At 71.1% G+C, this 24,060-nt stretch carries 25 protein-coding genes, 1 tRNA gene and 1 pseudogene; 15 read left to right on the top strand and 12 right to left on the bottom strand.

The window, feature by feature from the left end; genetic code table 11:
- Window positions 1-125: 125 nt before the first annotated feature.
- The 3 genes and pseudogenes from O7597_RS18055 to O7597_RS18045 form a co-directional block, all read right to left on the bottom strand.
- Window positions 126-350 (bottom strand): annotated as a pseudogene (locus tag O7597_RS18055) (hypothetical protein); the annotation flags it as partial.
- 669 nt (window positions 351-1,019) lie between these two features.
- A complete protein-coding gene (locus tag O7597_RS18050; protein WP_164445869.1) occupies window positions 1,020-1,775 on the bottom strand; it encodes a YcnI family protein in 756 nt (251 codons plus the stop codon).
- Between the two features lie 13 nt (window positions 1,776-1,788).
- The gene (locus O7597_RS18045) at window positions 1,789-3,453 is read right to left on the bottom strand and encodes a copper resistance protein CopC (RefSeq protein ID WP_281583269.1); all 1,665 of its coding nucleotides are present in this window, start codon (window positions 3,451-3,453) and stop codon (window positions 1,789-1,791) included.
- Window positions 3,454-3,806: 353 nt separating this feature from the next.
- Between O7597_RS18045 and O7597_RS18040 the strand changes: the two genes are divergently transcribed.
- Genes O7597_RS18040 through O7597_RS18025 form a run of 4 tightly spaced genes read left to right on the top strand, consistent with a single transcriptional unit; the run spans window position 3,807 to window position 6,604 of the window.
- Window positions 3,807-4,310 carry a sigma-70 family RNA polymerase sigma factor gene (locus O7597_RS18040; RefSeq protein ID WP_269742630.1) on the top strand — a complete coding sequence of 168 codons (504 nt, stop codon included), beginning with the start codon at window positions 3,807-3,809 and terminating at the stop codon, window positions 4,308-4,310.
- Entirely contained in the window at window positions 4,307-4,804 is a 498-nt protein-coding gene (locus tag O7597_RS18035; protein WP_269739567.1) for a MauE/DoxX family redox-associated membrane protein, read from the top strand. The genes O7597_RS18040 and O7597_RS18035 overlap by 4 nt, the downstream gene beginning before the upstream one ends.
- The gene (locus O7597_RS18030) at window positions 4,797-5,513 is read left to right on the top strand and encodes a thioredoxin domain-containing protein (protein ID WP_269739568.1); all 717 of its coding nucleotides are present in this window, start codon (window positions 4,797-4,799) and stop codon (window positions 5,511-5,513) included. The genes O7597_RS18035 and O7597_RS18030 overlap by 8 nt, the downstream gene beginning before the upstream one ends.
- The gene (locus tag O7597_RS18025; RefSeq protein WP_281580214.1) at window positions 5,510-6,604 is read left to right on the top strand and encodes a hypothetical protein; all 1,095 of its coding nucleotides are present in this window, start codon (window positions 5,510-5,512) and stop codon (window positions 6,602-6,604) included. Before O7597_RS18030 ends, O7597_RS18025 begins: the two co-directional genes overlap by 4 nt.
- On the opposite strand, the gene O7597_RS18020 is transcribed toward O7597_RS18025, so the two are convergent.
- The 4 genes from O7597_RS18020 to O7597_RS18005 are packed head-to-tail and all read right to left on the bottom strand — an operon-like array spanning window position 6,594 to window position 9,247.
- Entirely contained in the window at window positions 6,594-7,364 is a 771-nt protein-coding gene (locus O7597_RS18020) for an ABC transporter ATP-binding protein (RefSeq protein ID WP_281580213.1), read from the bottom strand. The genes O7597_RS18025 and O7597_RS18020 overlap by 11 nt on opposite strands.
- Window positions 7,365-7,371: 7 nt before the next feature.
- The gene (gene cbiQ, locus O7597_RS18015) at window positions 7,372-8,142 is read right to left on the bottom strand and encodes a cobalt ECF transporter T component CbiQ (protein ID WP_269739571.1); all 771 of its coding nucleotides are present in this window, start codon (window positions 8,140-8,142) and stop codon (window positions 7,372-7,374) included.
- A 5-nt stretch (window positions 8,143-8,147) separates the two neighbouring features.
- Window positions 8,148-8,534, bottom strand: coding sequence for a PDGLE domain-containing protein (locus O7597_RS18010; protein WP_269739572.1), 387 nt, complete (start codon window positions 8,532-8,534; stop codon window positions 8,148-8,150).
- Complete coding sequence (locus O7597_RS18005) at window positions 8,531-9,247, bottom strand: energy-coupling factor ABC transporter permease (protein ID WP_269739573.1); 717 nt, start codon at window positions 9,245-9,247, stop codon at window positions 8,531-8,533. The genes O7597_RS18010 and O7597_RS18005 overlap by 4 nt, the downstream gene beginning before the upstream one ends.
- Before the next feature lie 152 nt (window positions 9,248-9,399).
- Here O7597_RS18005 and bcp point away from each other — a divergent pair, with 152 nt between their 5' ends.
- The 3 genes from bcp (at window position 9,400) to O7597_RS17990 (ending at window position 10,709) form a co-directional block, all read left to right on the top strand.
- Complete coding sequence (gene bcp, locus O7597_RS18000; RefSeq protein WP_269739574.1) at window positions 9,400-9,876, top strand: thioredoxin-dependent thiol peroxidase; 477 nt, start codon at window positions 9,400-9,402, stop codon at window positions 9,874-9,876.
- A gap of 132 nt (window positions 9,877-10,008) precedes the next feature.
- Window positions 10,009-10,092: transfer RNA gene (locus tag O7597_RS17995), tRNA-Leu, on the top strand.
- A gap of 68 nt (window positions 10,093-10,160) precedes the next feature.
- Entirely contained in the window at window positions 10,161-10,709 is a 549-nt protein-coding gene (locus O7597_RS17990) for a GNAT family N-acetyltransferase (protein ID WP_269742631.1), read from the top strand.
- Between the two features lie 18 nt (window positions 10,710-10,727).
- Here the strand turns inward: O7597_RS17990 and O7597_RS17985 are convergent, their stop codons facing one another.
- The 4 genes from O7597_RS17985 to O7597_RS17970 form a co-directional block, all read right to left on the bottom strand.
- A complete protein-coding gene (locus O7597_RS17985) occupies window positions 10,728-11,744 on the bottom strand; it encodes an expansin EXLX1 family cellulose-binding protein (RefSeq protein ID WP_281580212.1) in 1,017 nt (338 codons plus the stop codon).
- A gap of 54 nt (window positions 11,745-11,798) precedes the next feature.
- A complete protein-coding gene (locus O7597_RS17980) occupies window positions 11,799-12,104 on the bottom strand; it encodes a hypothetical protein (protein ID WP_269739576.1) in 306 nt (101 codons plus the stop codon).
- A gap of 103 nt (window positions 12,105-12,207) precedes the next feature.
- On the bottom strand, window positions 12,208-13,026 hold the full coding sequence (locus O7597_RS17975; protein WP_281580211.1) for an MOSC N-terminal beta barrel domain-containing protein: 819 nt from the start codon (window positions 13,024-13,026) through the stop codon (window positions 12,208-12,210).
- A 4-nt stretch (window positions 13,027-13,030) separates the two neighbouring features.
- On the bottom strand, window positions 13,031-13,864 hold the full coding sequence (locus O7597_RS17970; protein WP_281580210.1) for a class I SAM-dependent methyltransferase: 834 nt from the start codon (window positions 13,862-13,864) through the stop codon (window positions 13,031-13,033).
- A 306-nt stretch (window positions 13,865-14,170) separates the two neighbouring features.
- Between O7597_RS17970 and O7597_RS17965 the strand changes: the two genes are divergently transcribed.
- On the top strand, window positions 14,171-15,118 hold the full coding sequence (locus tag O7597_RS17965; RefSeq protein WP_235944499.1) for an LCP family protein: 948 nt from the start codon (window positions 14,171-14,173) through the stop codon (window positions 15,116-15,118).
- Window positions 15,119-15,230: 112 nt separating this feature from the next.
- On the top strand, window positions 15,231-16,775 hold the full coding sequence (locus O7597_RS17960; RefSeq protein WP_269739579.1) for a sugar transferase: 1,545 nt from the start codon (window positions 15,231-15,233) through the stop codon (window positions 16,773-16,775).
- Here the strand turns inward: O7597_RS17960 and O7597_RS17955 are convergent.
- Complete coding sequence (locus tag O7597_RS17955; protein WP_269739580.1) at window positions 16,772-17,470, bottom strand: lipopolysaccharide biosynthesis protein; 699 nt, start codon at window positions 17,468-17,470, stop codon at window positions 16,772-16,774. The genes O7597_RS17960 and O7597_RS17955 overlap by 4 nt on opposite strands.
- 44 nt (window positions 17,471-17,514) lie before the next feature.
- Between O7597_RS17955 and O7597_RS17950 the strand changes: the two genes are divergently transcribed.
- From O7597_RS17950 to O7597_RS17925, 6 genes are all read left to right on the top strand, one after another.
- Window positions 17,515-18,936, top strand: coding sequence for a polysaccharide biosynthesis C-terminal domain-containing protein (locus O7597_RS17950; protein WP_281580209.1), 1,422 nt, complete (start codon window positions 17,515-17,517; stop codon window positions 18,934-18,936).
- Complete coding sequence (locus O7597_RS17945; protein WP_281580208.1) at window positions 18,819-19,790, top strand: glycosyltransferase family 2 protein; 972 nt, start codon at window positions 18,819-18,821, stop codon at window positions 19,788-19,790. The genes O7597_RS17950 and O7597_RS17945 overlap by 118 nt, the downstream gene beginning before the upstream one ends.
- Window positions 19,787-20,872 carry a glycosyltransferase family 4 protein gene (locus O7597_RS17940; protein ID WP_269739583.1) on the top strand — a complete coding sequence of 362 codons (1,086 nt, stop codon included), beginning with the start codon at window positions 19,787-19,789 and terminating at the stop codon, window positions 20,870-20,872. The genes O7597_RS17945 and O7597_RS17940 overlap by 4 nt, the downstream gene beginning before the upstream one ends.
- Window positions 20,873-20,961: 89 nt before the next feature.
- Window positions 20,962-22,287 (top strand): hypothetical protein, encoded by a 1,326-nt coding sequence (locus O7597_RS17935; RefSeq protein WP_269739584.1) that lies wholly within the window; start codon window positions 20,962-20,964, stop codon window positions 22,285-22,287.
- On the top strand, window positions 22,284-23,210 hold the full coding sequence (locus O7597_RS17930; protein WP_269739585.1) for a glycosyltransferase: 927 nt from the start codon (window positions 22,284-22,286) through the stop codon (window positions 23,208-23,210). The genes O7597_RS17935 and O7597_RS17930 overlap by 4 nt, the downstream gene beginning before the upstream one ends.
- Window positions 23,210-24,052 carry a glycosyltransferase family 2 protein gene (locus O7597_RS17925; protein WP_269739586.1) on the top strand — a complete coding sequence of 281 codons (843 nt, stop codon included), beginning with the start codon at window positions 23,210-23,212 and terminating at the stop codon, window positions 24,050-24,052. The genes O7597_RS17930 and O7597_RS17925 overlap by 1 nt, the downstream gene beginning before the upstream one ends.
- Window positions 24,053-24,060: the final 8 nt, after the last annotated feature.

Below are 24,060 nucleotides of genomic sequence, written 5' to 3'. Positions count from 1 at the left end.
GGGAGTTCGGCGAGGGTGGTCGGGCGTGGCACCGGGCCGATGGCGGGCCGGGTCGTGGTGGCAGGCACGGTGGCGGCGACCGGGACGAGTTGACGCCCGGGCAGCCGGCGAGGACCGGGCGGTGTCGGGGCGCCCAGGCCACTGAGTGAGCTGATCCCGAGCCGTCCGGCGAGCACCGGCACCTGGTCCGGCTCGACCACGAAGACCACCTCGCGCGGCCGGACCGGCCGCAGCAGCACCAACGCGGCGAGGATCACCAACAGTGTCCCGCCGGTGAGCGAGCCCCAGGTGGCCGGGGCGATCCAGCCGGCCCGCAGTTCCGCGCGCAGGTCGAGGGTCACCCCCGCCCCACCGTCGGGGCGCAGCAGCACCAGACTCAGCCGCTGCCCGGCCAGGTCGCCGGGGCTCCACTCGAGCACGCCGTAGCCGGCGCGTACCCAGAAGGTCTGCGCGGCGGGTGCGGCCGGGACGGTGGGCGGTGTCCCCGCCGCCGGGGTCACCTGTTCCAGCCGGACCGGCAGCGGACCCCTGGCGAGCGGCACCCGGAGCACCGCGGCGTGCGGCGCGCCGGCCAGCCAGCGCTGCGCCTCCTCGGCCAGGGCCAGCCCGACGAAGGCCGGCCCGTCGGGAGTACGGGCGTCCAGCCGCAGCCGGGCCTGCCCGCCCCGGGCGAACGGCACCTCCCGGCGTACCAGCGCGTCGAGGTCGGTCACCACCACCGCGTGGCCCGGCGTCTGCACGGTCTCGAACCGGGCGGTGAACGCCCCGTCGGGGCCGGCGTGACCGGTCAGCAGACCGAGCGCGGCCGCACCGAGCAGCGCGGCGGTGCCGACGGTCAGCAGCAGCATTCCGGTAAGCGTCCACACGAAACGCATGCGCCCTGCTCCCCTCTGTAGCCAGACACCCGGCCGACCTTACCTACGCCGACCCGCCAATCAGCGGATATCCACGGCACGGACGCCGAAAGCGGACAGGCCCGCCCGGGGATCACCCCGGCGGGCCTGCGATGCGATGACGCCTCAGGGGGCTGGCGTCGCCGCGGTGCCACTGGAGCGCCGGGTGCGGGCGAAGGCCAGCCCCCCGAGCACCAGCCCGCCGAGGCCGGCGAGCAGTCCGGCGACGCCGAGGCCGACCGCCAGACCGTTGCCGTCCTCGTCGTCGCTGTCGTCGGACTGCGCCCCAGCGGGCGAGTCGGCCGGCGCCTCCGTCGGCGTGTCGGCGGCGGAGGCGGCGGTGAGCGTGAGCACCGGTGCCGGGGCGGCCGGCTCCTCGCCACCGGGCTGCGGCTCGTCGATCCAGCGCACCACGGCACCGTCGGAGTAGGTCTGCAACGCCTTGAAGACCATCTGGTCGGTCTCGGGCAGCGGCCCCATGGACACGGGGAACTCCTGGAAGGTGCCGGGGGCGATGGCGGCTCCGTCACCGGCCGTCCAGGTGATCTTGGAAACCACCTCGGTGATCTCGCTGCCGTGCACCTGCACCGGCGGGTCGACCTGCCGCTTCTCCACCGCCACCGACCAGCCGGGCACCGGCATGGTCGACACCGAGCCGACCGGTGCGTTCTCCGGCAGGAAGATCTCCAGCTTGGTGGTCGACGCGGTGTCGCTCTCGTTCGGTACCCGGAACGCGAGCCGACCGTAGCCGCCCTGGGTGGCCTCGCGCGGATTGACCGTGACGTGCGCGGAGGCCGGGGCCACGAAGCCGAACACGGCCGTGGCGACGGCGCCGAGCGTCAGAGCGGCGGCGGTGGCGGCGAAACGCCGGTGACGGAGCATCGATGGAACCTCTCTATCGGACGGGCACGGTGACGGTCACCGTGGCCTGGTCGATCTCGGTGGTACGGGCGGTGACCCGCAGCTCCCACTCGCCCGCCGCGGGCAGGCTGATCTCGCCGGTGGCGTGGTTGTCGGTGAGCGGCAGCAGGGGCACCTGGATCGGCTCGATCCCGGCCGCCGGCAGGGCGACCGTGACCTGCCATTCGACGACCGGCAGCGGTTGGTTCTCCAGCGTGTACGCGTACAGGTGCACCGAGTTGTTGCCCCGGCGGGCCGGCGACACCTCGATCTGCATGGAGTACAGCGAGCTGGTGGCGGTGGTGCTGAAGTAGCCGCTGTCGGCGGCGGACACGTCCGTGGAGACGCTGCGGGCGGGGGTCGTCTGGACCAGGGTGGCCGACACTCCCAGCACGATCGCGGTGATCGCCAGCTCGGCCCAGATCGCCCGGCGCACCGGAGCCGGCCGGCTGGCCGCGACCCGGGTGCGCACCAGGTGGCGGGAGTAGGCGGCCACGGCGATGACAAGCACGAAGAGGCCGATCTTGGCCAGCACCAGCCGCCCGTACGTGGTGTTCACCAGGGCCGCCGGGGTGGCCACCTCGATCAGCGCCTGGACGGTGCCGGCGAGCAGCAGCGCGGAGACCGCCAGAGCCGCCCACCGGGACCAGATCGGCAGGATCGCACCCAGTTCCCGCTCGTCGGCGCGGGGCAGCAGGAACACGGCGAGCATCACCAGCCCGCCCAGCCAGACGGCCATGCCGCCCAGGTGCACCGTGTCGACGAGCACCGACACCGCCGGGGCCGGCGAGGCCGCCGGATGCCCGGCGATCGGCCAGGTGAACAGCGCTCCCACGGCCAGCACACCCAGGATCACCAGGTCCGTCCGGCCCACCGGGCCGGCCAGCAGCGGCCGGAGCAGCAACGCCACCGCGGCCAGCAGTCCGAGCCGGACCAGGTGAGCGGCGCCGAAGGCGCTGCCGAGCACCAGGCTCAGCCCTTCGCCGGTGACGTCGAACACCCCGCCGCCGTTGGTGTAGGGCACCTGGAGCAGAACCGCCGCCACCGTAGCCAGCGCCACCAGCCCGAGGCCGGTCCAGGCCAGCCGGGCCGGCCCGCGCCGGGACAGCCGGCGCGGCCAGAGCAGGGCGAGCACCAGCGCCGGCCCGATCGCCAGCAGCAGTCCGGCGTACCCGAGGAACTTGGCGACCTTGACCGCGTTGCCGACCACCGGATTGGCCTGGCCGTCGTCGCCGCTGTCCACCGGCGGCTCGGAGGGTGCGCCCACCGAGTAGGTGAACGCGCCGGAGACCGGGTGGCTGTCGGCGGAGATCACCCGGTAGGTGACCAGGTAGGTGCCGTTGCCGCGACCGGTGTCGACCGGGATGTTGACCACACTGCCGGCGAAGGTGGGCTCGCCCTGGTCCGCGCGCGAGCCGTCCGGGGCGATCACCCGGATCCGGTCCGGCACCTTGCGGACCGTCTCGCTGAAGGTGAGCACCACCTCGGCCGGCGCGGCGGGTACCACGGCCGAGGCGGCCGGGCTGCTGCTGGACAGCACGGCGTGGGCGCTGGCCGGGCTGGCGGGGACGAGCAGCAGCGCCACGACGGCGACCAGGAGGCCGACGGTCGCGGCCAGCCGGGCGAACCGGCGGCGATGGGCGGCAGTCATGCCGCCCATGGTCGCCGACGACACCCGTTCCAGGCGAACCAGGTCCATCGATTGATGGCGATTGCCTGTGATCGAGCGCGGGCGCGCGGACACCGGGCCGGAGCTCATAGGCGGATAGTCGGTCACAACGCCGGAAAAGTTCCCGGAGTGGTGCACCCCATGGAAGGGCCGAAGGACCCTGCTGCTCGGCGCGCCGCCGCGTAACCTGGGTTGTCGTGATCCCCGCCCCGCGCGACACCTCCGCCAGCGCCGACACCGGCACCGTCGGCCCGGAACGCGCCGACGGCCGGCCCCGGCGACCTGCCGGGACGCCGCGGCACGCAGAGCCCGACCCGACCGCCGACCCGGCCACCGGGTGGGCGCTGGCCGCCCGGGACGGCGACCCGGTCGCGCAGGCCGCGTTCGTGCGCGCCACCCAGGCGGAGGTGTGGCGGTTCACCGCGGCGCTCATCGATCCGGACAGCGCCGACGATCTCACCCAGGAGACCTACCTGCGGGCGTTCCGCGCGCTGCCCTCCTTCGCCGGCCGGTCCAGCGCCCGCACCTGGCTGCTCGGCATCGCCCGGCGGACCTGCGCCGACCACCTGCGCACGGTGGTGCGGCGGCGGCGACTGGATCAACGGCTCACCGCGCACGCGCACACCGACGTGCCGCACCCCGACCCGGCCGGTCAGCTCGGCGCGAGCGACCTGGTGCGCCGGTTGGACCCCGAACGACGCGCGGCATTCGTGCTGACCCAGTTGCTCGGCCTGTCGTACGCCGAGGCCGCCGCGGTGGAGGGGGTGCCGGTGGGCACCATCCGCTCGCGGGTGGCGCGGGCCCGGGCCGAGCTGGTCGACGCCGTGGACGAGGCGTTGGCCGGGTGAACGCCAACCTGCGCACCTGGCGCCCCTGGCTCGGTCTCGCCGTCCGGCTCGGCCTGGCCGGCGTCTGGTTCTGGGCGGGCTGGTCGAAGGTCGGCGACCTGGCCGCCTCCGGCCGCGCGGTGAACGCCTACCAGGTGCTGCCGTACGACGTGGCGATGGTGGTCGGTGCGGCGCTGCCCTTCGTCGAGCTGGCGTTGGCCCTGCTGCTGCTGCTCGGGCTGGCCACCAGGCTGGCCGCCGGAGTCTCCGCGGCTCTGCTGCTGGTCTTCATCGCCGGCATCGCCTCGGCCTGGTCACGGGGGCTGGCCATCGACTGCGGCTGTTTCGGGGTGGGCGGCGAACTGCCGGCCGGGGAGAGCCCCAGTTATCTCCCGGAGATCCTCCGGGACATCGGCTTCCTGGCGTTGGCCGGGTTCCTGCTGATCTGGCCCCGCACCGCCGTCTCCGCCGACGGCGCGCTCGCGGGCGAACCGGTGGAGGACGACAATGAGTAGTCGCAAGGGACGCAAGGACGCGGCCCGGGTGGTCCGGGAACAGATCAACCGGGAGCGGCGCCGCAAGCGGACCCTGTGGATCTCGGTGGGCGCGGTGCTGGTGCTGGTCATCGCCGGCCTGATCGGCTGGAGCGTCTGGTCCAGCCAGCAGTCCGACGAGTTCACCGCGCCGCCGGGCGCCAACGACGCGGGCACCGGCATCGTGGTCGGCTCCGGGCCGGTGACCATCGACATCTACGAGGACTACATCTGCCCGGCCTGTAAGCAGTTCGAACAGACCAGCGGTGCCACCATCGACCAGTTGGTGGCCGACGGCAAGGTACGGGTGGTCTACCACCCGGTGGCCTTCCTCGACCGGTACTCCAGCACCGACTACTCGACCCGGGCCTCGGCCGCGTCCGGCTGCGCCGCCGAGGGCGGCAAGTTCACCGAGTTCAGCGAGGCACTGTTCGAGCGGCAGCCGCCGGAGGGCGGTGCCGGCCTCAGCAACGACGAGCTGATCGACATCGGGGCCGAGGTCGGGCTGGACCGCGAAGCGTTCGCCAGCTGCGTCCGGGACGCCAAGTACCAGCCGTGGACCGAGCACGTCACCGCCGAGGCGAGTCAGGCCGACGTCACCGGCACGCCGACCATCCTGGTCGACGGCGAGCCGGTGCGGGAGTGGACGCCGGAGAACATCACCGCGGCGGTGGAGGCGGCCGGCCGGTGACCCTGCTCGCCCGGGCCGGGCTGCTGTTCGCCGGCACGATCACCGCGATCCTCGCCACCGCCGCCCCCGCCCTCGCCCACGGCGCGGACGCGCCGAACGGCACGGACTACCGGGTGACGGTCACCGCCGCCGGTCACCCGGACCTGCGGGTACGGGTCATCGAGGCGGGTGCCCGGCTGGAGCTGACGAACACCGGCGCCACGCCGGTCGAGGTGATCGGCTACTCGGGTGAGCCGTATCTGCGGATCGGACCGGACGGCGTCTACGAGAACTCCCGCTCACCCGCGACGTATCTCAACCGCACGCTCGTCGGTGACACCGCCCTGCCGGCCGAGGCCGACCCGGCCGCCGAGCCGCGCTGGCACCGTGTCGACGGCGGGACGACCGCCCGCTGGCACGACCAGCGGGCCCTGTGGCGCGAGGCGGAACCGCCCGCCCAGGTCCGCGCCGCGCCCGACCGTGAGCACCGGGTACGCGACTGGGTGGTCCCGCTACGCGGCGCGGACGGGCCGGCGGAGATCCGCGGCACCCTGGACTGGGTACCGCCGCCGGACGCGTACACCTGGTGGGTGGTGACCGTCGTCGGCGTGCTGGCGGTCGGTGCGCTCGGGGTGCTGCCGGCGGCCTCCGGCCCCGGGCGGCGGGCGCTCGCCGCCCTCGGCGGGCTGCTGATCGTCGGCGGGGCCGCGGCGGTCGCGGTCGCGCTCGGACGGACGCTCGACGCCGGGGCACAGGGACCGGGCGGCGTGCTGGCCGGCCTGCTGACCGGTCCGGTGTGGACCCTGCTGACCGGCCTGGCGGCGATCGTCGTCGGGACGCGGGCGGCGACCGGCGTCGCTGCCTCGTCCGCTCCCCGGTCCCACGTCGACTTCCTGGTGGCGCTGGCGGGCGTCTGCCTGGCGTTGTTCGCCGGGGTGACGAACATCGCCGGTTTCAGCCGGGCGGTGCTGCCGACGCCGTGGCCGCCGACCGTCGCCCGGACACTCGTCGTCCTCGTCATGGTGGCCGGTGCCGGCGCGCTGGCCGCCGCGCTGCTGCGCCTGCACACCGCCGCCCGCCGCCCGTCCGCGACAACGGCCGTTACTCGCTGATCGGCGGGCGCCCGGTGGTGGGACGGAACGGGTAGGGCAGTTCGAGGCGGTGCCGGGCGAGCAGCTCCTCATCGTCGAGCAGCACGGCCGTCGGCCCGTCGGCCACGATCCGCCCACCGTCGAGGATGACCGAGCGGTCGCAGAGTTCGAACGCGTACGGCAGGTCGTGGGTGACCATCAGCAGGGTCACCGGCAGGGTGCGCAGGATGTCGGCCAGTTCCCGCCGTGCCGCCGGGTCGAGGTTCGACGACGGCTCGTCGAGCACGAGGATCTCCGGCCGCATCGCCAGCACGGTGGCCACCGCCACCCGACGACGCTGCCCGAAGGAGAGGTGGTGCGGGGTCCGGTCCCGGTGTTCCGACATGCCCACCGCGGCCAGGGCCTCGTCCACCCGGGCGGCCAGTTCCGGCCCGCGCAGCCCGAGGTTGGCCGGGCCGAACGCCACGTCCTCGGCGACGGTGGGCAGGAAGAGCTGGTCGTCCGGATCCTGGAAGACGATGCCGACCCGGCGGCGGATCTCGGCGAGCGTCGCCCGGTCCGGGCCGACTGTCAGCCCACCGACCGCGACCTGCCCCTCGGTGGGCGTCAGGATGCCGTTGAGGTGCAGCACCAGCGTCGTCTTCCCGGCGCCGTTGGGGCCGAGCAGCGCGACCCGCTCGCCGCGCGCCACCGTCAGGTCGACGCCGTGCAGCGCGACGTGGCCGTCGGGGTAGGCGTACCGTACGCCACGGACGTCCAGGCTGGGCGGGGTGGGCTGCACGCTTCGATCATGTCAGGACGGCGGCCGTGGCGGCGACGGTGCCCGCCAGCACCGGCACGGTGGCCGCGATCAGCCACTGCCCGGTCGTCGCCGCCGCGCCGCCCTGCCACACCGTCGGCATCCGACCGGTGTAGCCACGCGAGAGCATCGCCAGGTAGACCCGCTCGCCCCGCTCGAAGGCGCGCAGGAACAGCGCCCCGACGCCGGCGGCGAAGCCGCGCAGCTGCCACACGAAGCGTGGATCGTCGCCCCGGGAGATCCGGGCGAGACGCATCCGCCGGGCCTCGCCGACCAGCACGTCGAGGTAGCGCAGCATGAAGGTGGCGATCTGGGTGACGATCTGCGGGCAGCGCAGCCGGTCCAGCCCCACGATCAGGTCGCGGGTGGTGGTGGTCGCCGCCAGCAGCAGCGACGCCCAGACGCCGAGGGTGCCCTTGGCGATGATGTTCCAGGCACCGTAGAGACCGTCGACCGACAGGTGCAGCCCGGCCACGTCCACCCGCTCGCCCGCGCCGAGGAACGGCAGGGCGAAGGCGAACAGGACGAACGGCAGCTCGATCGTCGACCGCAGCAGCAGCCAGCGAGCCGTCACCCGGGCCAGCACCGCGACGACCGCGACCAGCAGGGCGTACGCGCCGAAGGCCCAGAGCGCCTCGCGGGGGGTGGCGACCACGGCGATGGTGAACGCCACCATCGCCGCGATCTTGACCTCCGGTGGTAGCCGGTGCACCGGCGAGTCGGTGGCCCGGTACAGCACGTGGGCGTGACCGGCTCCCACCTCGGCTACCCGCCGCTCGTGGTGGCCGGGTCGGTGCGCTGCGCCCCGGTGGTGCTCTCCCCCGTCGGCTGCCGGCGGCGGACCAGCCAGAAGGCGCCGCCGGCCACGGCGAAGGTCAGCAGTACGCCCAGCACGCCGGAGAGCCCGGTGGAGAGGAAGTCGTTGTCCACGCCCGCGATGCCGTAGTCGGCGAGCGGGCCGCCGATCTCGTGCTCCCGCTCCTGCTGCGCCGGGCAACTGCCGCCGGTGATCTCGTCGTCGGCGTCGAAGGTGCAGCCCTCCCGCAGCGACGAGTCCAGCCCGTCCGGATGCGACGAGGCGAAGTTGCTGACCACGCCGGCCAGCAGCAGGGCGACGAGGAGCCCTCCGACGATGAAACCCCACTTCCTCACCGGACACCTCCGACGGTCGGGACGGTCACCGGTGCGGCCGGCTTCAGGGCGCGCAGCGCGTACACCAGGTCGGGACGGACCTTCGCCACGGTGACCACAGTGGTCGCCGTGATCAGCCCCTCGCCGACGCCGATGAACAGGTGGGACACGGCCATGGTGCCGGCCAGGCCGGCCAGGTTGCCGCCGAGATCGGTGGTGCCGCCGAGCTGGTACTGCAGCACGAAGCCCATCGCCGCGACGACCACGCTGACCAGCGCGGCGACGAAGGCGGTGACCGCCAATCCGGCCGGGGTGCGGGGCAGTACCCGCAGCAGCAGCGCGATCAGCAGGTACGCCACCGCGATGCCGATCACGGCCATGTTGGTGATGTTGAGGCCGAGCATGGCCACCCCACCGTCACCGAAGACGAGGGCCTGCACCACGAGCACCACCGCGACGCAGAGCGCGCCGACCCACGGCCCGACAAGCATCGCGGCGAGCGCACCGCCGAGCAGGTGGCCACTGACCCCGGCGGTGAAGATCGGAAAGTTGAGCATCTGCACGGCGAAGATGAACGCGGCGACCAGGCCGGCCATCGGCGCCAGCCGGTCGTCCAGGTCCTGCCGGCCACGCATGACGCAGTACGCCATCGCCGCCAGCGCGATCACCGCGAAGACCGCGGCGACCGGACCGTTGATGATGCCGTTGGAGATGTGCATCGCCAGGGTTTCCACATGACCTCCACGGGTCGGCGGACCCGTGCCCGCCGGCAGGGGTGAGCGTATTTCCCGTACGGCACTGTTGCCAATACCTGGCAACAGTGCCGTACGCCTCGTCCGACGTGCCGCGCCGACCGGCTGGCCCAGCGCGGCGGTAGGGTCGTGCCATGACCGCTCCCGCCCGCCTCTCCCCCGGCGACCCGGCGCCCGGGTTCAGCCTGCCCACCGACACCGACGGGCAGCTCACCCTGGCCGACCTGCGCGGTCGCAAGGTCGTGCTGTACGCCTACCCGGCCGCGATGACGCCCGGGTGCACGAAGCAGGCCTGCGACTTCCGGGACTCGTTGGCGTCGTTGCAGGCCGCCGGATACGAGGTGGTGGGCATCTCACCGGACAAGCCGGAGAAGCTGGCGAAGTTCCGCGAGCGCGACGCGATCACCTTTCCGCTGGTCGCCGACGTCGACAAGGCGGTGCTGACCGCCTACGGCGCGTACGGCGAGAAGCAGATGTACGGCCGCACGGTCACTGGCGTGATCCGCTCCACCTTCGTCATCGACGAGGAGGGCCGGATCGAGCGGGCGCTCTACAACGTGAAGGCCACCGGCCACGTCGCCAAGCTGCGCCGCGACCTCGGCCTGGACTGACCGTCGCGGTGCCGGTGGTGCTGATGGTGGTGACCGCCCGCCGACCTGTCGAGCTGATGGCGCAGATGATTCAGCACGACAGCGCCCGCACCGAACGATCAGCCCCGTCGACCGTCTAGACTTTCCCGGCCGGCGGGAGTGGCGTAACAGGCAGCCGCGCAGGTCTTAGGAACCTGTGTCCGAGAGGACGTGGGGGTTCGAATCCCCTCTCCCGCACCGATCGACCTGTCAGCCTGGTCACCATGACGGGCGACCGGGACGCTGCCCGGGCGAGGATGAGCGGCGTGAACCTGCGCTTCGTCCTCGACCCCGAACTGACCGCCGACCTGCGCGAACGGATCGTCGCGCTGTGGGTCGACGTGACGAACGCCGGCGGCGCGGTCGGCTTCGTGGCACCTGTCGACGCCGTGCAGGTCCGCACCATCGCCGACCCGACGCTGGCCGACATCGCCGACGGACCGGACCGGTTGCTGCTGGGCTACGACGGCGATCGGCTGGTCGCCATGGCGATCTTCACCGATCCCCGGTTCCACCTGAAGACGCACCTGCGGGTGCTCACCCGGGTGATGGTGCACCCCGACAACCAGGGGCGTGGCTTCGGTGAGGCGCTGATGCGCGAGGCCGAACGGGTGGCCCGCCGCCTCGGGCTGGCGGCGCTGCACGTCACCGTGCGGGACGGGTTCGGGCTCGACCGGTTCTACCGGCGGCTCGGATACCACGAGGTCGGCCGCTGGCCCGCGGCGATCCGGGTCGCCCCCGGCGACGACCGCGACGAGATCCTGATGTGGCTCGACCTGACGGCAGCCCGGCAGGATCAACACACCAGCGGCTGACCGGCACCGGCCGCAGGGTCAGTCGCAGCCGGGCGAGGGGGCGGCAAGCGGCGCGGTTGCGAACGCTTCGGCACCGGCCGGCTCGCCCGACGTGGTCGCGTCGGCCGTCACCGCGACCGACGGCGTCGGCCGGGCCGAGGCCCGCGTCGACGCGCTGGCCGACGGTTTCGCACGCGCCGCTGCCGGTGTTCGGGCGGCCGTGGCCGACTCGGCCGAGCTGCCTCCGTACATCCGGACGGAGCTGCGCTGCACCTTGCCCGGCGCCATCCGGATGCCCGTGGCGGTGGCCTGGTGGCCCCGGGTGTCGGTGACCCGGACCTGGTACGGGCCGGGCCCGGCACCGGAGTCGATCAGCCAGTAGTTGTAGCTCTCCCGCGCGGCCGCCCGCCACGGCCCCGAACCGCCCTGACGCACCTCGACCGAACGCAGCGGATTGCCGTGGCCGGCGACCAGCACGGCGAACCACCACTGCGACGCGCCCTCCTTGATCCGGAAGGTGAGCGGGCCGGACAGCGGCGGGTCGGCGACCAGCCGGTAGCTGACGTCGACGATGCCCCGCACCGGATCCGCGATGCGGGCGAACGCCTCCCGGGACAGGTCGAGATGGCCGGGTTCGCACTCGGGGCACTGGTCCATCACCATCACCCGTACGGTGCCCTTCGGCCCGGTCACCTCCAGGTACCCGCCGCAGGCGGCACCGTCGGCGTACTCGGCGGGGCCGAGCGCGACGTAGCGGCGGTCGGCCGGGGCCGCCGGGTAGGAGCAGTTCCCACCCGCGCCCTTCGAGTCGTAGAAGGTCGCCTTCCCCTCGTGGCGGGTGCCGGCGGCGGGCGGGGCGAGCTGCGCGACGGCGGCCGGGAGCGCGACGGCCGGACCGGCCGGTGCGGCGCAGGCGGGTGCGGCGCCGGAGCGGAGCGCGAGGCTGAGCCCCACCACCGTGGCGAGGGTGGCCACCGCCCCGCCGACCAGCCACCGACGCGGCGCGGAACGCCGAGTCGACGAATGGCCGGCGGGGCCGTCGATTCCGTCGGTCACGTGCAGACATGCTGCCGGAGCGGCGACCGCCCGGACAAGCGGTCTAAGCCAAAGCTAAGACGAACTTGATCTCGACTGCGCCTGGGTGGTCAGCCGGCGCAGCGGCTCCACGGCGTCCGGGTGGCTGCGCAGCGCGTCCTCGATCCGGACCCGCCACACCCCGGCCTCGACCAGGTCGCGCCCGTCGTCGGGGGCCGAGCGCAGCCGGTCGCGCGTCTCCCGCAGCGACTGCGCCACGCCACCGCCGAGCAGCCGCTCCAGCTCACCGGCGATGCTGCGGAAACGCTCGTCGTCGGGTACCGCCCCGACCAGTGTCCGGGCCGCGTCCCACGCCACCCGGGGATGATGGATCACCGACATCTCAGACTCCCTTGGTCGAGGTCCGCCCTCGGCCATCATCGATCCGCCGGACGGCCGGCGGCAAGAGGTGTCCGTCGGTCGTCGTCGAGCCGTGTCCACCTGGTCAGTCGGCCAGTTCCACCGGGTCGCCGAGTCGCACCCGGCCCGACTCCAGCGGCACCAGGTTGAGTCCGAACAGGAGCTTGCGGTCGATGTTGCGGTGCCGGGCGAGGGTCCGCAACGGTTCCCGGCCGCGTACCCCGGTCTCCTGGTCGGTGGTGATGACCAGGCAGCGGGCCGACGGGCCGGCGGCGCGGAAGCGGACAGCGCCGATGCGCAGCCCACGCCCGGCCCAGTCGTCCTCCGCCCAGGCGGAGGCCCCGTCGAGCACCAGGTTGGGTCGGAAGCGGGTCATCGGCACCGGTTGCGCGCCGGCCGCGACGAGCCAGTCGCCGAGCGCCGCCAGCGATGCCGTGTTGGCCAGCAGCACCGGGTACGCGTCGGCGAAGCTGACCTGGTCCCCGGGGTCGTACTTCCGGTCGCCGCGTGGGATGTGCCGGGCCGGTCGAGCCAGTCGGACCAGCCGGACCGGTCGGTCGAGCACCGCACCGAACCAGGCGTCGGCGGCCGGGCCGGCGGGCAGCGCGTCGACCCGCAGCACCCGCCGCCGGAACGTCCGCACCGACACCGGCGTGCCGTCGGTCGGCTCGGGCACCACCAGGTCGGGATGACCGTCGGCGCGCAGCAGCAGCCCGTCGGGGCCGGGGCTGGCATGCACCCGGACCAGCGACGTGGCCTCGCGCTGGGTGACGCCGATCCCGTCGGCGTCGACAAGCATCCAGCGCCGGTCCTCGTCCAGCCCCCACGGTCGTACGTCGGCCGCGTCGTGGACGAGACCACGGCAACCCTTGACCGGATAGGTGGTGATCCCGCTCAGCCGCACCCGGCTACCATGCCACGCCGATGCCGTCGCCCGGGTACCAGTGGTTCGCCGGCGTCTCCCGGTAGGCGAGAAACCGCCGCCCGGTGCGTTCGGCGTGCTCGGCCAGCACGTTCGTGTGGGTGACGTTGTCGGTGAGCAGCATCGCGCCCGGGGCCAGTTTCGACTCGACGGCCGCGAACTCGCGCCGCTCGTACGCCCTGCTGTGGTCGCTGTCGTGCAGGAACAGGTCGACCGGCCGGTCCAACGCGTTGATCGATTCGACCGAGTCGCCGATCACCAGGTCGATCACCTCCGACCAGGGTTCGGTGCGGGCGAGATAGCCGGCCTCGGGGTTGATGTCGATCGAACTCACCCGACCCGGATGCCCCTCGGCGGCGTTGCGCAGCAGCGCGGCGGCCAGCACGCAGCTGCCCAGTCCCTTGTCGACGCCGGTCTCCACGATGTGCTTGGGCCGCCGGGCCCGGACGATCGCGTACCAGCCGATCCGGCGGGCGTACCGCACGTGCCGGTCCGCCAGCCCGCGACGGGCGGCGCCCGCGATGGCGGAGCTGATGTGCTGCCGCAGCGCGTCGTCGGACTCGATCTCGGCGAGGTACCCGCGGACCTGCTTGACCGGCAGCTCGCAGACGACGCTGACGAACCAGGCGAGATGGTGCCGACTGAGCTTGGTCAACTCGTACGTGTAGTTGTGATGCTCCCGCGAGGCGACCAACCAGCGGGCCGAGGTACGCAGCACCTTGGCGTCGTGCCGGGCGACGGCGACCAGGCGTTTCGGAAAGGCGGCGACGGGGGCGAGGCGGGTACGGGCGATCGCCCGACGCAGCTTGACGGCATCCACCGCTGCGTTCTACCAGATCAACGGAAACAGTGGGGTAACAAAGGGAAGTTGGTCGTACCGCCCATTCCACTGTGTTTCGGCTCGGCGACGGGTCGACACGGGAAAGCAACGACAGGGGAATGCGAGCCAGGGGTCGCAATCAGTAGCATCCTCATCATGCGCCAGGACCACGGGGACGTTCAAACTGATACGTCGCTTTCCGAGAGCCCACCGGCTGCGGCGTCGCCCGCCGACGAGCCGCCGACACTGAAGGCGCCGGCCGAGCGCCCACGACGCCGTCGGCGGTGGTCGCGCCTAGCGTTGATCATGGGCCTGGTGCTGGTGCTGGTGGTCGGTGGTGGGATGCTCGCCGCAGGGCTCTACTACCGGTCCGTCGAATCCAGCGTCGAGCGGGTCGACGCCTTCGAGGACGTCCCGGAGGAGTCCCGACCACAGGTCGTCGCGGCCGACGCCTTGAACATCATGATTCTTGGCAGCGACTCCCGCGATCCGGAGAACACCTCGGGATCCCGCACCGACACGATCATCCTTGCCCACCTCCCGAAGGATCGGTCCAGCGCCCAGCTCATCTCGATCCCTCGCGATACCTGGGTGAGTGTGCCGAGATCCCGCCAGGGGCGCGGCGGTCGCGATGCGAAGATCAACGCCGCGTACGCCTGGGGTGGTGTCCCGCTCATGGTGCAGACGGTGGAGAAGTTCACCGGCGTTCGTGTCGACCACGTGGCGATGGTCGACTTCGCCGGGTTCAAGGAGATCGTCGACGCCCTCGGCGGCATCGAGATCACCGTCGAGCAGGGCTTCACCTCCCGGCACTCGTTCACCCCCGACGGCCGGCGGCAATTCGTCGCGGGCAAGCAGGAGATGGATGGTGCCGCGGCGCTCGACTACGCCCGCGAGCGGTACGCGTTCGCCGACGGTGACTTCACCCGGATCAAGCACCAGCAGCAGGTCATCAAGGCCATTCTCGACAAGGCGGCCTCCGGTGGCACCCTGGCCAGCCCCACCAGACTGAACTCGTTCGTCCGTGCTACGGCGGACGCGGTGGCCGTCGACGAGTCCATGTCTTTGTTGGATCTAGGCATGGAACTGCGTCATCTGCGTGGCGGAAATCTCGACTTCTACACCTGCCCGACCAAGGGCACGGGCCGGATCGGCAACGAAAGTGTAGTGCTCGCCGACACAGCGAAGGCTGATCGGCTCTTCGACGCGGTGCGCCGTGACGCGGTGCCGGAAATCCAGTCCGCCGCAAAGTAGGAAGAGGGAACGAGCCTTCCTACTATGGCGGTCTATCTCACCCGACCGTATCCTGCGGTCGCCCTTTGAGACTTGTCACGCGGCCAAGGGTTCCACGGGGGGAGCGCCAACCATGACAAGCCAGCCGACAATCAGCCATCCCCCGTCCGGCGAGCGCACCGACGGGTCGGGACAACAACGGGTCGCGCGGCAGGACGCCGTCGACGACGAGGTTCTACCGGCCCCGGCTTCCGTCGAGATGCCGGTCGCCGACGAGATGGCGGACGAGGCCACCTCCGGGCTCGACACGACTGCGGTCCTGCCCTATGCCCGATCCCGTACATCGTCGCGGACGCGACGACTGCGGGCATGGATGATGACGCTTCCCATCGACGCCGCCGCGCTGCTCACCCCGCTGCTGCTGAGTCAGACATACTGGCGGGGCACGTTGGCAAACGCCGTTCTCGCGGTGGCCATCTTCGCCGCCGGGGGGCTCTACCGGCCCCGCCGGCACGTGAGCATCCTGGACGAGCTGCCGAGCCTCTGTGGGCGACTACTGGCGTCTGCCGCCGTGGTGGCCATCATCGCGGCGCTGCGTCACTCCTCCGTCGAGTACGTCAGCGGATTCATGCGGGGAGTGGCGTTGTCGGCTGGCTTGGTGATCCTCGGCCGGGTGGTCAGCCGCACCCTCACCATCGCCGTACGCAAGCGCCGGTGGGTGGAGCACAACGCGATCATCATTGGTAGCGGGCCGGTCGGGCTCGAACTCGCCCGGCTCCTCCGCCGCTACCCCCGTTACGGGCTACGGTTCGTCGGCTGTGTCGACGCCCCCGCCCGGCAGCGCGGTGCCACGCTCCCGCTGAGCGGCACCCTCGACGATCTGGAGCACCTGGTTCGCCTGTTGGAGTGCGAGGTTCTCGTCATCGCCGACCCGGACTGTCCGGAGTCCACTTTGATGGAGACCCTGCTACGTCCCCGCAGTGCCCGATGCGACCTGTGGGCGGTCCCGCGTCTGTGGGGCTCCCGGGCTCAGGGCGGATACCCCGACCACATCGGGGCGATCCCGATCATCAAGATCGGTGACGTCACGTTCTCCGGTCCGCGGTGGGCCGTCAAGCGAGCCTCGGATCTGCTGTTCGCCACGGTGGCTCTGATCGTGCTGTGTCCGGTGCTCCTACTCTGCACCGTCGCCACCGCCGCCGAAGGGGGGCGCGGCATTTTCTTTCGTCAGGAGCGCATCGGCCGGCACGGCAGGTCCTTCCAGGTCATCAAGTTCAGGACGCTGCGTCCGAGGGACGAGCAGGAGTCGCAGACCAACTGGACCATCGGGCACGACCGGCGGGTCGGGCCAATCGGCCGGTTCATGCGCCGTACGTCGCTCGACGAGCTGCCTCAGCTGTGGAACATTCTGCGCGGCGACATGAGCGTGGTGGGTCCGCGGCCGGAGCGGCCGTACTTCGTCGAGAAGTTCTCGGCGGAGTATCCGAACTACGCCGCGCGTCACCGGGTGCCCGTCGGGCTAACTGGGCTCGCGCAGGTCAGCGGCCTGCGGGGGGACACGCCGATCTCCGATCGCACGCGGTTCGACAACTACTACATCGAAAACTGGTCGCTCTGGCTCGACGTCAAGGTGGTGCTGCGTACGGTCGCGGAGGTGTTCCGCGCCGGAGGTCGCTAATGCTGCCGGAATCGGCTCGACGCACCGCCGCCGAGTGGGTGCGTTCGCACGTTCGCCGCCCAGGCAGCCTTGAGGTCTGCGCTGACGGGTGTGCCCAACCTGCGGTGGGCATGACACACGGCGATGCCGATCCCAATTGCGAATCCACCGAGCGCACCGAGGGCCGCATGCCACGGCCAGGGCACCGCTTCAGGTCCCTTGGGGACGACGCCGACCTTGAGCACGGAGACCCGCGCCCTCGACACGAGGCCGGCCGGCGCTGCGTCGCGCTCCGCGATTCGCTGCAGTTCGGCGGCGAGCGCGTTGACGATGGCGGCCGCCCCCGCTGGGTCGCCGTAGGTGACAGCCACGTCGATCGCCAGGGTGTTCACGGTCGACGACGCAACGATGCGATCGGCGAGTTGGGCGGGTGTGTCCGGCAGGCCGAGCGAATCGATCACCGGTTGGGTCAGCCGCGCACTGTTCATCATGCTGGCGTAGGTCTTCACCCGCCGCTGCATCAACTGTTCGGCGAGCGCCGGGGCGGCGGCCTCCCGGATGTCCGGCGGTTCCGGTACGAAGCTGACGAGCAGTTGCACCTCAGAGCGATAGCTGGCGGGCTGGCTGGCGGCCAGGGCACCCGCCCCGACCCCGCCGAGCAGGGCCAGCAGCGCCATCGTCGCCCAGTGCGCGCCGAAGTAACGGGCGAGGTACATGTGGCTCCACGTCTGTTGTCCCCGGACGAGCCGTCAGATTACCGGTGAGTGAGGTCGTCAAATGTCCGAGGGGCCGCTCGGCGGATGCGGCAGGTTCGGTCCAGGCGGTCGATTGCGGGACCGAGCGTCGTTCGGGTAGAAAGTGCCAGCGACGTGGCGTTCATGCTGGCACATCCACCACATCTTCGGGGGAGACGAGTGGGAAGCGTGTGGCTGGCCGACGCTGCCCGGTCTCGGCAAGACGTCAGCCCGGGATCGACCGAGGACAACGCGTGCTAGGTATCCACCGCCGCCTCTCACCCGAACGTCTCTACATTGCCGCGCTCGGGATGACCGGCCTCGCCGCCGTCGTATCGGTTGCGCTTCCGGCGACCGAACGCGGTGAACTCGCGGCAAACATGGTGGCCGCCACGATGGGGGCTGCGATCGGTGGTTTCTCGACCGACACCTTCCTGCTGTCGCGTCCCGCTGGCTGGATCATGTCTCGCGGACGCAGCTGGATTCTCGGCATCCTCGGGGTCTCGCTCGGGCTCACGGCCGCAGCCGCAGCAGCGATGACAGCGCTGGCCGGGATCGGCAGCTTCACGGTGGGCATCGGCGCCGCCTGCGCCCTCACCGTCTTCAACACGGCAGCCGCGCTGGGTCTACGCCTCAAGAAATTCTGGCTCGTGTATGCCACCCGGGCGGCAGGCGGCGGTGTGCTGATGGCTGGGTACGCGATCCTGCTCGTCGGCGACGAGCGCGACGGCAGCCACTGGAGTCTGGTCTGGCTTCTCGTCCAGGTGGCAGCCGCTGCCGTCCTGGCCGGCGCGGTCCTGGTCTGGGCGCAACGGCTCCGGCCGTTTCCGGCGGTGACCGCACGGCTGCCCGAATACCGGGCCGACCTCGTCGCCGTGGGCCAGTTGCACGTCGGCGTCTCCGCTCAGATGGTGACGTACCGATTGAGTCAGGTCCTGGTGGCTCGCTTCGCCGGGGCCGGACCACTTGGCGTCTACGCCCTGGCCGTCGCCGCGTTGGAGTTCGCACAGGCCGGCGCGGTGGTCAGGTCGCAGCGGATCCTCGCCGAACGAGATCCCGACGCCATCCAGGACCAGAGCCGGGCAGCGGTGCGGGCGGCGTTTCCCGTGGCCTGCCTGGCGGTGATCGGGCTCGCTGTTGTCGGCCTGCTGGTGCCCGACTACCGCGACGCCTGGATCTTCGGGCTGCTCCTGCTGCCCGGCACGTTGGCGCTGGCCGTCGGCAAGACCTGGAGCGCCATGCTGCTCAAGCAGAGTGGCGAGCGAGCCACCACGGCCGTCGCTCTAGTCACGATGTCAGTCTCGGTCGTGCTCTACCTCCTGCTCATTCCATGGATCGGCGCTACCGGTGCCGCCACGGCCTCATCGCTCGCATACGGCGTTTACACGTTCCGGACCTGGCAGCGCCTGCGGCGGTCGTCGCACCTTCTCCTCAATCGGGTGGCCTAGCGGTGGATGTTTCAATCGTCGTTCTGACCTGGGAAGACTTCGAGCGGACGAACGCCTGCGTGAGATCGCTGCCGTCTGCCGCTGAGGTTGTCGTCGTGGACAACGGCAGCGCCGCTGACATCAGCTCGGCCCTGCAGGCAATGTGCGATGAGACCGGAGCCCGGTACCTCCGTTCGGAGGTGAACCTTGGCTACGCGAAGGGCATGAACCTGGGAGTACGGCACACCACCCGGTCCCGCGTGGTCTTGTCCAACAACGACATTGTCGTTCGAACCGGCGCCGTCGAGGAGTTGTCCGCGCGTCTCGACGATCCGACGGTCGGGGCCGCGTTTCCGACCGTCCTCGACGTGAACGGCGCGGACCAGACCGCAGCCGGACGCTTCCTGACCGTGCCTGCCGGGCTCGCGCACGCCACCGGATTGAGCCTGGTACTACCGCGCCTGCGGATAGTCTCCCCGCCCGAACAGGGCGACTGGTTCTCCGGGCCCTTCGTGGCGATCCGCCGGGAAACCCTCGACGCCATCGGCGGCGTCGACGAGTCCTCCTTCTTCTACTCCGAGGATCTACGGCTGTGTTGGGCGGTCCGGCGGCTGGGGCTGCGCCTCGCCTACGTACCGGCGGCCGTCGTGACCCACGAGGACGACGCGAGCGCCAAGCGACGGTGGCCGCCGGAGGAGATCTCGCGCCGGCAGACCCGCGAGTTCATCCGGGCGAGTCGCGAGCTTGCTGGCTGGCGCGGAAGGATCGCCTGTTCCGCCTACACCCTCGGGGTGCTGCTACGGGCCGGGGTGGGTGGCGGTGCCACCCGTCGGGCGGTGGCCCGGGGCGCCATCGAAGGACTGCGTGCTCGATGAGGGTCCTCTTCGTGTGTACGACGGGTGGTGCCGGGCGACGGCAACTTGGCGGCGCTGAGCGATTTCTCGCCGAGATGCTGCCGGCGCTGGCCGAGCAGGGGGTGGAGGTGCTGGCCGCCACGCCCGACGACGAGGTGGCGGCGACGCTCCGCGACTCGGGAATCAGGTGGTTCAGGCTCGCAGCCACCCGACGGGTCGATCTCGACTACGCGCGGGACATTCGGCGGCTCGTCGACGAGTCGCGGCCGGACGTGGTGAGTGCCCACCTGCTCTCCGCCGCGATGCACGTCAGAGCCGGGCTCGGCATCAAGGGCCGGCAGACTCCGCTGGTGGTCGCACTGCACAACAGCTTGTGGCAGTACCGTGACGCCGCAGTGTCGTTGCGCGGAAAAGCCGCGGTGCAGGCGAACATCGCGCTCGACCTGATCGCTCGTCGACTACGACCGCACGCGACCGTCGCGGTTTCCGCTTTCGAAGCCGAGGAGTTGCGGGTACGCGGACGTGTCCACGACGTACGCGTGATAACCAACCCGTTGCCCGCGATCTGGCCGACGGCGGACGTCACCTCGCGCCACCCGTCGACGAGGGCGATTCGGGTGGGCTTCCTCGGTCGACTCGAGCGGGAGAAAGGTGTCGACCTCATCACCGACATCGCGGACGAACTTGCCGATGCCGAGTTCCTGGTCGCCGGAGCCGGAACACTGAAAATCGCGGCTCGTCCCAACATCAGACTCGTCGGCCGCGTGGATGCCGCATCGTTCCTACCGACGCTCGATTGTCTGCTCGTACCATCCCGAGTGGAATCCTTCGGACGTAGCGCGCTGGAGGCGATGTCCCTCGGCGTTCCGGTCGTGCACTCCGGAGTCGGCGGGCTGGCGGAGATCACTCGGCGGGGTGCGGGCGTGCTTGCCTACCAGGCGGACCTGACGACACCGGCGATCACCGCCGCCATCCGGGCGGCAACTCGTCCGGGCAGCGACCCGGAACATCGGCGCGAGCTGGCGCAGGAGTACGCGTCGGAGCACTCCTTCGCCCGATGCGTCCAGAACTGGCTTGACCTGTACCGAGCGGTCAGCAAATGACGCTACGCCGACCTGAGGCGGATGGCGTCCGGCTGCCGAATTCGACCGCAGACCCCGATCCAGCGCCAGGGGAGGTGACAAGGATTCCGATGACCCCCGCGGAGAAACGGCTCTGGTCCGTCGGCGTCCCCTTCGCCTGCGGCATGCTCCTCCTCCTGGCCACGTGGGACGCCGGTGCCGCCGTGACACTCGCCTTGGCGGTAGCGGCCCTGCTCGCAGCGAGGTCGCGGATGTGGGGTTTGGCCGCATGTACAGCCGCCTGGGGTGCCACCTTCCTCGCCGTACTTACCGTTCCCGGCCCCTACGACTCCTGGGCTGGCGAGGCGGTGTTGCCGGTCCTCGCCGGCTACGTGGCCGTGTTCCTGACCGCGTGGGCTGTCGGACGGCGACTGACGGGACGGCGCGACGGCGTCGAGTCGCGTCGGCCGACGCTTTCATGGCCCAGTCAACGGCGCCTGCTGACGTACCTGTTCGTTCTGCTCGGTATCGCGGCCGCGACGTCGGCCTTCCGGTTCCGGGGGGCCATGCCACCACTGCTGGCCGACAACCCGGATGCGGCACGGCAGGTGCTGCGGGAACAGTCGAACATCGTCATCGGGCTGCTCTCCGAAGCGTGGACCCTCGGGATGGCGGTCTCCCTCCTGCGCGCCCTGTCTCGAAACTGGCGGACATCGCTCATCTACTACGCTCTTGCCGGCGTCTTCACCGTGGGAGCCGCCCTGGGCGCGAGCAAGAACTCCGTGCTCGTCGGGATCGCGCCCGCGCTGATCGCCGCCCTGTCGATGTACCGCCCGAGGCGGCGAGCGACGAAAGCCTTCCCGAAGACCCCGGTCATCCTCATCGGCCTGGCGGTCCTCGGCACTGCCGTCTTCCTCGGCGGGCAGCGCACGATGGCGGGGACCGGTTCGTTCGAGAACGAGTTCCGGTCGCAGTACGGCGGCAACGCCGTGGCGAGCAGCGTCGGCTCGCTCGATCTGTCCCTGAGCTCGTCCACGGAGACATTCGGCCGGCTCTGGTCCCAACGGGAGCACCTGGACCCGAGGTACGGCGCGTACTCCCTGACATTTCTGGGCTCCCGCGTCGAGCCACTGGTCGGCGAGGCGGATGTGTACGCGGTGACGTCCCAACTCAGCCAGCCGTACCACATGAACACCGCGACGTTCGTTGCCATACCGCTGCTCGATTTCGGAGCGGCCGGTGCAGTCCTTTTTCTCGCCGCCCTGGGACTGGTGGTCGGCGCAGCCGAACGTCGGCTCGAGTTCACCACCGCACCCGCCGGACAGTTGGGCCGGGGCTTCATCGTGTATTTCGCCATGTTCGGCCTGTACGAGCTCTACCCGTTCATCTATCCGACCTGGCTGAGCCTGGTACCCGGGCTCTACGTCCTACACCGGCTGGGGAGATCCGCGACGTGAGCGAGACGTCTGCCACGGGCCTGACGGTGGTCACCGTCCTGTACCGGTCGGGCGACATGCTGGCCGAGACGCTGCCGACGTGGGTACGCGCCGTCGGTGAACTCCCGGTCCGGTTCGTCTTCGCCGACAACTGCCCCGGTGACGGCTGCGAGGCGACCATCGCGGGTTGTCTGGGTGACGCCTCGTACACCTATCTTCCCGACTCCTCGAATCCCGGTTTCGCGGAAGGCTGTAACCGCGCCGTCGCAGCCGCGACGACGAGCCACGTCCTGCTGCTGAATCCGGACGTCTGGCTGCCCGAGGACGGCCTGGCCCGCGTCTGGGCCACCGTCGCGGCGAATCCCGACGGCCCGATCGCGGTAGGTCTGTCCATGTACGGCGGCGCGTACGTCGGCATCGATCTCCACCCGATCTCCCTCTTCATCGACCGGGTGGCGACGGTGTCTCGAGGTCCGCTAGGGCCGTCGGGTGGCGCGGCGGTCTTTCCCACCGACCTGTTCCGACGGTTCGGCGGATTTTACGAGCATCTGTTCGCCTGGGGGGAGGACGCCGACCTGGCCTTCCGGCTCTATGCCTCGGGCCTACGCACTCGCCCGCTGGACCTGGTGCTACCGCATGCGGGCGGTCACAGCGTCGAGGGCGACAGCAGCCTGCAGGGGTTCCGGGCCCGACTTTTGGCACGCAACCGGCTCCTCGTAGCGGCCCGGACCTTCACCTGGCCACTGCTGCTCGTCGCGGTTCCCGTGCTGACACTCGCCCACCTCGCACTGGCCGCCCGCCGCGCCCGGCAAGGGCTGCTACGACCGTTCCTTCGCGGTGTCGGGCGCGGCCTGGTCGAGGCGCCGGCCGCCCGCCGGCAGTGGAACGGCAAGAGATTCGGCTTCGTGTCCCTGTACCGCTACCTGACAGTTCGGAGAGCGTGATGACTGAACGTAGGTGGAGCGTCGTCACGGTCACCTACAACTCGGCGGAGACCCTGCGCCGCTGTTGGCACAGCGAATCCAGACCGTACGAGTGGATCGTCGTCGACAACTGCTCCACCGACGACTCGGTACAGGTGGCGGAGAAACTGGGTGCCCGAGTCATCCAACTGGCGGAGAACGTTGGCTTTGCCAAGGCCAACAACATCGGGCTACGCGAGGCGGGTGAGTACGTTCTGTTCGCGAACCCGGATCTCGAGCTTCGCCCTGACGGTCTCACCGTGTTGAAACGGCACCTTGACGTGCACGGCGGGCTGGTTGCGCCCCAGTTGCTCTCGGCGGAGGGCATTCCACAGCCCAACGGCCGCGGCTTCCCGTACGCGACGGCGAAGCTGGGTAACCGGCGCGTCTGGCCGCTGAACCGGCTGCACGGGTCGTACCGCATCCTGGCCGGTCCCGGCGAGTCGGTCTACGTCGCCTGGGTCATGGGCGCGGCGGTAGCGGCGCGTACGGCGGAGTTCGTCGAGTTGGGTGGGTGGGACGAGCGGTTCTTTCTCTACTACGAGGATCACGAGCTCGGTCTACGCTCGTGGCAACTCGGCCGCCCGGTCGTCCTGCTCGGTGATGTCCGTTGGACCCATCATTGGGCCCGCGCGACAAACTCACTGCACTGGTCACGGGCACACAACCTCGAACTGCGCAGTGCTCGGACCTTCTTCGGCATCTTTCCCGAGTTCCTGATCGGACTGCCGCCGGCATCCCGACGGCACCGGACCGCCGCCCGCCTGATCGGCTCGCCCGTGGATGCGGAACCGGGTGTACAGCGGTGTCAACCACCCCGGTAACCCTGCCC

Origin of the sequence: Verrucosispora sp. WMMC514, from assembly GCF_027497295.1 — a bacterium.
GTDB classification, from domain to species: domain Bacteria; phylum Actinomycetota; class Actinomycetes; order Mycobacteriales; family Micromonosporaceae; genus Micromonospora; species Micromonospora palythoicola.
The sequence above is the reverse complement of the archived record's forward strand: the minus strand, read 5'-3'. Positions and strand labels throughout refer to the sequence as shown.

Coding starts and splice junctions, on each gene's coding strand:
- O7597_RS17940 (WP_269739583.1), top strand. CDS start 19,787: ATGAGGGTCCTCTTCGTGTGTACGACGGGTGGTGCCGGGCGACGGCAA.
- O7597_RS17960 (WP_269739579.1), top strand. CDS start 15,231: ATGACAAGCCAGCCGACAATCAGCCATCCCCCGTCCGGCGAGCGCACC.
- O7597_RS17925 (WP_269739586.1), top strand. CDS start 23,210: ATGACTGAACGTAGGTGGAGCGTCGTCACGGTCACCTACAACTCGGCG.
- O7597_RS18050 (WP_164445869.1), bottom strand. CDS start 1,775: ATGCTCCGTCACCGGCGTTTCGCCGCCACCGCCGCCGCTCTGACGCTC.
- O7597_RS17935 (WP_269739584.1), top strand. CDS start 20,962: ATGACCCCCGCGGAGAAACGGCTCTGGTCCGTCGGCGTCCCCTTCGCC.
- bcp (WP_269739574.1), top strand. CDS start 9,400: ATGACCGCTCCCGCCCGCCTCTCCCCCGGCGACCCGGCGCCCGGGTTC.
- O7597_RS17965 (WP_235944499.1), top strand. CDS start 14,171: ATGGGCCTGGTGCTGGTGCTGGTGGTCGGTGGTGGGATGCTCGCCGCA.
- O7597_RS17980 (WP_269739576.1), bottom strand. CDS start 12,104: ATGTCGGTGATCCATCATCCCCGGGTGGCGTGGGACGCGGCCCGGACA.
- O7597_RS18030 (WP_269739568.1), top strand. CDS start 4,797: ATGAGTAGTCGCAAGGGACGCAAGGACGCGGCCCGGGTGGTCCGGGAA.
- O7597_RS18045 (WP_281583269.1), bottom strand. CDS start 3,453: ATGGGCGGCATGACTGCCGCCCATCGCCGCCGGTTCGCCCGGCTGGCC.
- O7597_RS17945 (WP_281580208.1), top strand. CDS start 18,819: ATGGATCGGCGCTACCGGTGCCGCCACGGCCTCATCGCTCGCATACGG.
- O7597_RS17955 (WP_269739580.1), bottom strand. CDS start 17,470: ATGTACCTCGCCCGTTACTTCGGCGCGCACTGGGCGACGATGGCGCTG.